Annotated in this window: 2 protein-coding genes and 1 pseudogene; 1 reads left to right on the top strand and 2 read right to left on the bottom strand. The window is 62.5% G+C overall.

The window, feature by feature from the left end; genetic code table 11:
• Together IAE33_RS24205 and IAE33_RS24200 are read right to left on the bottom strand one after the other, a co-directional pair.
• A pseudogene (locus IAE33_RS24205) lies at positions 1–148 on the bottom strand (acyltransferase family protein); the annotation flags it as partial.
• Between the two features lie 106 nt (positions 149–254).
• A complete protein-coding gene (locus tag IAE33_RS24200; protein WP_201165725.1) occupies positions 255–2,555 on the bottom strand; it encodes a fatty acid cis/trans isomerase in 2,301 nt (766 codons plus the stop codon).
• 172 nt (positions 2,556–2,727) lie between these two features.
• Here IAE33_RS24200 and metH point away from each other — a divergent pair, with 172 nt between their 5' ends.
• Positions 2,728–6,435, top strand: coding sequence for a methionine synthase (metH, locus tag IAE33_RS24195; RefSeq protein WP_201165723.1), 3,708 nt, complete (start codon positions 2,728–2,730; stop codon positions 6,433–6,435).
• The last annotated feature ends 184 nt before the right edge of the window (positions 6,436–6,619 follow it).

Here is a 6,619-nt window from a genome sequence, read left to right as displayed (position 1 = left end):
TTATGTGGCCCCCCCCCTGGGCCCGGGGGTCGGCCAGCAACTGGCCGACCGGCCCAGAGGCCTTGAAATCGAAGAAGATCTGCATGAAATGGTGACATACCACCACCCAGGCAGCGAATGCCCGAAGTGCCTGAAGCGAATACAGCATGGAGTACCCTGCGATAACCGGTGCATTGAGGTATCGGCTGCAGCGTGGCGCCGATACCACCCACCGTTTGGGACCGCAGGGTGGCCAGAAAGGTCAGCGGCCCCGATCAGAGGTTCTCGTAGCGGTTCATGTCCAGCACCCCGGCCTCGACCGGTTCGGTTTCCTTGATGAAGCTGTTCAGGTCATGGAAGTAGAACCAGAACTGCGGGTGGCTACGGCGCACGCCCCAGCGCATGACGATGCGCTCGAACTTGGCCGGGTCATCCCTGGCGTCTTCCATGTCTTCGACGAATTCCGCCACATCACTGCTGGGAATGTTAAAGATGAAGTTGGGGTAGCTGCTGAGCACCCCGGGGTACAAGGTCAGGGTATCGAGGCCTGGCTCGTAGCGGTAAGCCTCACCCAGCAGGAAGGCGACATTGGTATGCGCGCGGTTGCGCAACAAGCTGTACACCTGGCGCTGCCCGCCCTGCCCTTCGATGCGCAGCATGGTCGCCTCGGGCAACTGCTTGATCACCTTCAGCCCAGCTGCTGGCCGGGAGACAAGGCGGCTGAGGGACTGCTCCACATTACGGAACTCTTCTGTCATCTGCGGCCGTGAGCAGTACGCACCCTGGCAGCGGTTGATCGGGTCGGGTGCCACGTTGAGGCTGCCAGTGCGCTGCAGCAGCTTGAGGCCGAAGTCACGCTTGGGGTCGCGTGGGTCCAGCACGATACCGCTCGGGGTGTCCGTGTCGATGTCCTCATAGTCGAGCCACATCTTCACCTTGCCGCTGTTCTGGTACCAGTCACTGAGGATGTCCTGACGCTGGCTGGCCGGCATCAGGCGCAGGAAGTTGACCTCGGCGCCATTGCGGATCAGGTCGAAGTACAGCCGCGTCTGCAACTGGTGCGACAGGTTGCCGAACACATCGAAGTTCACCGCCAGCTGGTAATAGGTGCGTTCCAGCAACGGGTAATCGAACAGCCACACGGTGAGCGGCACATCGCCCACCAGGCCCTTGGTCACCGAGGCACTGTCGAAATGACGGAAAATGCTCAACAAGGCGTTGTCGTTACTGGCCCACAAGGTCGCCCAGCCCGGCGCAGGCATCTGCGCGTAGGCATCCCTGCGCAGTTTCTCGTAGTCGTTGCGCTTGTCACGGTAGGCGCGCCACAGGCTCAGCACGTTGCCTACATCGTCATTCTGCCCAGGCATGGCCAGCAGCGGCGTGGCCTCGCCCCGGTAGGTTGCATCGGTAACGTAACGGTCGAAGGCAGGCTCCTGGAACAGCGCCCAGAAGTTGTCACGGATCACGTCGGTGGCGATCTGGCCACGGCACACAGGGCCACGGATGAACGTGCGCACGAAGTACTCAGCGTTATCGAGCATGAACTGGTAGCGCGCCACCGCCGGGATCGCCTCGAAGGTTTCGAACGGGTTGGCGCGGTGGCGCGGCCCGTAGCCAGGCAAGGCGGTGGCGTGCCAGTCACCTGCGTAGAAGAGCTGTTTCACCCGCTTGAGCTTCTGCGGCCCCATCGGGTAGGTGATGTGGGTCTTGTGCACGATCACGCCCTGCACCGGGATCAGGCGGTAATAGAAGTCGGTGCCGGGCGGATCATTGGGGCGGCGGGTGGCGATGATGTCCACCGGCTGGCCGCTCGGAGTGCGCGAGCGTACCCACTGGAAGAAGTGGCCCTGCTCACCCCCAACGAAGTAGATATGGGCAAGGAACAGGTGCTCGTACAGCCAGCGCCCCACCAGCGCCTCGGTGGACCCTGGGCGGTTGAGCAGCTCTTCCCATTGCGTAATCTGGCTGGCTTCGGCAGCACTGGGCTTGATGGCCTGGTACTCCACCGGCGCACCGGCGGCCAGCCAGCGGCGCATGGTGTCGTATTCCTTATCGGTCAGCCCGGTAACGGCCAGCGGCATGCCTTCCCTGGGGTGGGCGCCGGCATAGGCGTCGAATTCCTGAGGCAGCGGGCACATGTTGTTGCGGTTCAGCCCCAGTACGATCTCGTCCGGCACCTTGGCGTTGGGGGTGAGCGGGGTCTTGTGGCCAAGTTCGAGCATGCGCGCCATCAGCGCGGCCTGGCTGCCCTGGTTGTCAAGCACCGAGTAGAAACCTTTCTTGCGCCATTCTGCTTCGCTGTGGGCGTCGTAGAACAAGCGCGTGGTCGGTACCGCCTCGGCCCGCTCCCCCTGGTACACAGGCACCTTGGTAGCGCCACGCACAGCACCCTCGGCACTTTCCAGCTTGAGCTGGCAGGCGGCGTCGTTGCAGGCATGGCAGGCCACGCACTTCTCGGTGAAGATCGGCTGGATGTCCCGGGTGTAGGAAATAGCCGGGCTGGATTGGGGCGCTTGCCCGAACACCGCGCTGCTAATTAGCAGGGCGAAGATACCGGCAAGAATACGATGCAGCATGTGCGCAGAGTCCTGGTTCTTGAAAGCCATCACGAGTGTTGCCTGGTAAAGCAGTGCTGCATGCCGGCCAGCAACATGAGCAGTTTTCATGCAAATGGGCGATACGCCTAAAAACCGCGCAGCTTTGTTATGATTCGCCACCTTCTGATATTCGCCCGACCAGGTAGTTCATATGTCCGACCGCAGCGCTCGTCTCCAAGCACTCCACCAAGCATTTAAAGAGCGCATTCTGATTCTCGACGGCGGCATGGGCACTATGATTCAAAGCTACCGCCTGGAGGAAGACGACTATCGTGGCACACGCTTCGCCGACTGGCCAAGCGACGTCAAAGGCAACAACGACCTGCTGCTGCTCAGCCGCCCGGACGTGATTGCCGCCATCGAAAAAGCCTACCTGGATGCCGGCGCGGACATCCTCGAAACCAACACCTTCAACGCCACCCAGATTTCCCAGGCCGATTATGGCATGGAAGCGCTGGTCTACGAACTGAACGTCGAAGGCGCCCGCATCGCGCGCCAGGTGGCCGACGCCAAAACCCTGGAAACCCCCGACAAGCCACGCTTCGTGGCCGGGGTGCTGGGCCCCACCAGCCGCACCTGCTCCATTTCCCCCGACGTCAATGACCCGGGCTACCGGAACGTCACCTTCGACGCGCTGGTAGAGAACTACGTCGAGGCGACCCGCGGCCTGATCGAGGGCGGCGCCGACCTGCTGCTGATCGAAACCATTTTCGACACGCTGAACGCCAAGGCGGCGATTTTCGCCGTACAGCAGGTGTTCGAAGACGATGGCGTAGAACTGCCCATCATGATCTCGGGCACCATCACCGATGCCTCCGGCCGTACCCTGTCCGGGCAGACCACCGAGGCGTTCTGGAACTCGGTTCGCCACGCCAAGCCGATTTCGGTAGGCCTGAACTGTGCGCTCGGCGCCAAGGACCTTCGGCCCTACCTGGAAGAGCTGTCGAGCAAGGCCGACACCCATGTTTCGGCGCACCCCAATGCCGGCCTGCCCAATGCGTTCGGTGAGTACGATGAAACCCCGGCCGAGATGGCTGCCGTGGTCGAGGAGTTTGCCGCCAGTGGCTTCCTGAACATCATCGGCGGTTGCTGTGGCACCACGCCAGGCCATATCCAGGCTATCGCGCAAGCGGTAGCCAAGTACCCGCCGCGGGCGATCCCGGACATCCCCAAAGCCTGCCGGCTGTCGGGGCTGGAGCCGTTCACCATTGACCGCCAGTCGCTGTTCGTCAACGTGGGTGAACGCACCAACATCACCGGTTCCGCCAAGTTCGCCAGGCTGATCCGCGAAGAGAACTACACCGAGGCGCTGGAAGTGGCGCTGCAGCAGGTGGAAGCCGGCGCCCAGGTGATCGACATCAACATGGACGAAGGGATGCTCGACTCCCAGGCCGCCATGGTGCGCTTTCTCAACCTGATCGCCGGTGAGCCGGACATTTCCCGTGTGCCGATCATGATCGATTCCTCCAAGTGGGAGGTGATCGAAGCGGGCCTCAAGTGCATTCAGGGCAAAGGCATCGTCAACTCCATCTCGATGAAGGAAGGCGTCGAGCAGTTCAAGCATCACGCCCGCCTGTGCAAGCGCTATGGCGCGGCGGTGGTGGTGATGGCCTTCGATGAAGTGGGCCAGGCCGATACCGCTGCGCGCAAGCAGGAAATCTGCAAGCGCAGTTATGACATCCTGGTAAACGAAGTGGGCTTCCCGCCTGAAGACATCATCTTCGACCCGAACATCTTCGCGGTGGCCACGGGTATCGAGGAGCACAACAACTACGCGGTGGACTTCATCGAAGCGTGTGCCTACATCCGCGACCACCTGCCCCATGCCCTCAGCTCGGGCGGTGTGTCCAACGTGTCGTTCTCGTTCCGTGGCAACAACCCGGTGCGCGAGGCGATCCACTCGGTGTTCCTCTTCCACGCAATCCAGAACGGCCTGACCATGGGTATCGTCAACGCCGGCCAGCTGGAGATCTACGACGAGATCCCGCCGCAGTTGCGCGAAAAAGTCGAGGACGTGGTGCTCAACCGCACGCCCCATGGCACCGATGCGTTGCTGGCGATTGCCGACGACTACAAGGGCGGCGGCGCCACCAAGGAAGTGGAGAACGAAGAGTGGCGCTCGCTGCCGGTTGAAAAACGCCTCGAGCACGCGCTGGTCAAGGGCATCACTGCGTTCATCGTCGAAGACACCGAGGCCTGCCGCCAGCAATGCGCACGCCCTATCGAAGTGATCGAAGGCCCGCTGATGAACGGCATGAACGTGGTCGGCGACCTGTTCGGTGCCGGCAAGATGTTCCTGCCACAGGTGGTGAAATCGGCCCGGGTGATGAAGCAGGCCGTGGCGCACCTGATCCCCTTCATCGAAGCGGAAAAGGGCGACAAGCCGGAAGCCAAGGGCAAGATCCTGATGGCCACGGTAAAAGGTGACGTGCACGATATCGGCAAGAACATCGTCGGCGTGGTACTGGGCTGCAATGGCTATGACATCGTCGACCTTGGGGTGATGGTGCCTGCCGAGAAGATTCTGCAGACCGCGCGGGAACAGAAGTGCGACATCATCGGCCTGTCTGGCCTGATCACCCCGTCGCTGGACGAGATGGTGCACGTGGCCCGTGAAATGCAGCGTCAGGGCTTCGAGTTGCCGCTGATGATCGGCGGCGCAACGACCTCCAAGGCGCACACGGCGGTGAAGATCGAGCCCAAATACAGCAACGATGCCGTCATCTACGTGACCGATGCCTCGCGTGCGGTGGGCGTGGCGACGCAGCTGTTGTCCAAGGAGCTGAAAGCAGGCTTTGTGGAACGCACCCGCCAGGACTATCAGGAGGTGCGCGAGCGCACTGCCAACCGCAGCGCCCGCACCGAGCGCCTGAGCTACACCCGGGCCGTTGCCGCCAAGCCTCAGTATGACTGGGCGGGCTACCAGCCCGCGGTGCCTTCGTTCACGGGCGTGAAGGTGCTGCAGGACATCGACCTGCGCACCCTGGCCGAGTACATCGACTGGACGCCGTTCTTCATTTCCTGGGACCTGGCAGGCAAGTTCCCGCGCATTCTCACCGATGAGGTGGTGGGCGAAGCCGCCACCGCGCTGTACGACGACGCCCGGCAGATGCTCGACAAGCTGATCGACGAGAAACTCATCAGCGCCCGGGCCGTGTTCGGCTTCTGGCCGGCCAACCAGGTGGCCGACGATGACATCGAGGTGTATGGCGAAGATGGCCAACCCCTGGCCACCCTGCACCACCTGCGCCAGCAAACCATCAAGCCCGACGGCAAACCGAACTGGTCACTGGCAGACTTTGTGGCGCCCAAGGCAAGCGGTGTGACCGACTATGTGGGCGGTTTCATCACCACGGCGGGCATTGGTGCCGAGGAAGTGGCCAAGGCCTACCAGGATAAAGGCGACGACTACAGCTCGATCATGGTCAAGGCGCTGGCCGACCGCCTGGCCGAGGCCTGTGCCGAGTGGTTGCATGAACAGGTACGCAAAGAGTACTGGGGCTATGCCTGCGACGAGCAACTGGACAACGAGGCGCTGATCAAGGAGCAGTACCGGGGTATTCGCCCGGCGCCAGGCTACCCGGCCTGCCCGGACCACACCGAGAAGCAGACGCTGTTCCGCCTGCTCGATGGCAGCGCCATCGGTGAAACCGGCCCGAGCGGCGTGTTCCTCACGGAGCACTTTGCGATGTTCCCGGCCGCCGCCGTGAGCGGCTGGTACTTTGCCCACCCGCAGGCCCAATACTTCGCGGTCGGCAAGGTCGACAAGGACCAGATAGAAAGCTACAGCGCCCGCAAAGGCCAGGACATGGCGATAAGCGAGCGCTGGCTTGCGCCCAACCTGGGCTACGATAGCTGATGTGGCAGCGGGCGATGCCCGCTCCTACGTTTGTTTCGGGCCAAATAGGCCTGTGCCATTGGCGCGCGGACGCCCTGGCGCATGTCGCGGTACCGTGTCGTACAAACCAAGGCAGTCGCGCGCGCCTGTCACAGGCATGACTGGCCCGAAACAAACGTAGGAGCGACCGCCAGGGCCGGCAGGG

Origin of the sequence: Pseudomonas sp. S60 (assembly GCF_016647865.1) — a bacterium.
GTDB lineage: Bacteria > Pseudomonadota > Gammaproteobacteria > Pseudomonadales > Pseudomonadaceae > Aquipseudomonas > Aquipseudomonas parafulva.
This window is presented reverse-complemented; position numbering and strand designations above follow the sequence as displayed.

Excerpts from the sequence above, each read along its gene's own strand:
- IAE33_RS24200 (WP_201165725.1), bottom strand. The coding sequence starts at position 2,555 with ATGCTGCATCGTATTCTTGCCGGTATCTTCGCCCTGCTAATTAGCAGC.
- metH (WP_201165723.1), top strand. The coding sequence starts at position 2,728 with ATGTCCGACCGCAGCGCTCGTCTCCAAGCACTCCACCAAGCATTTAAA.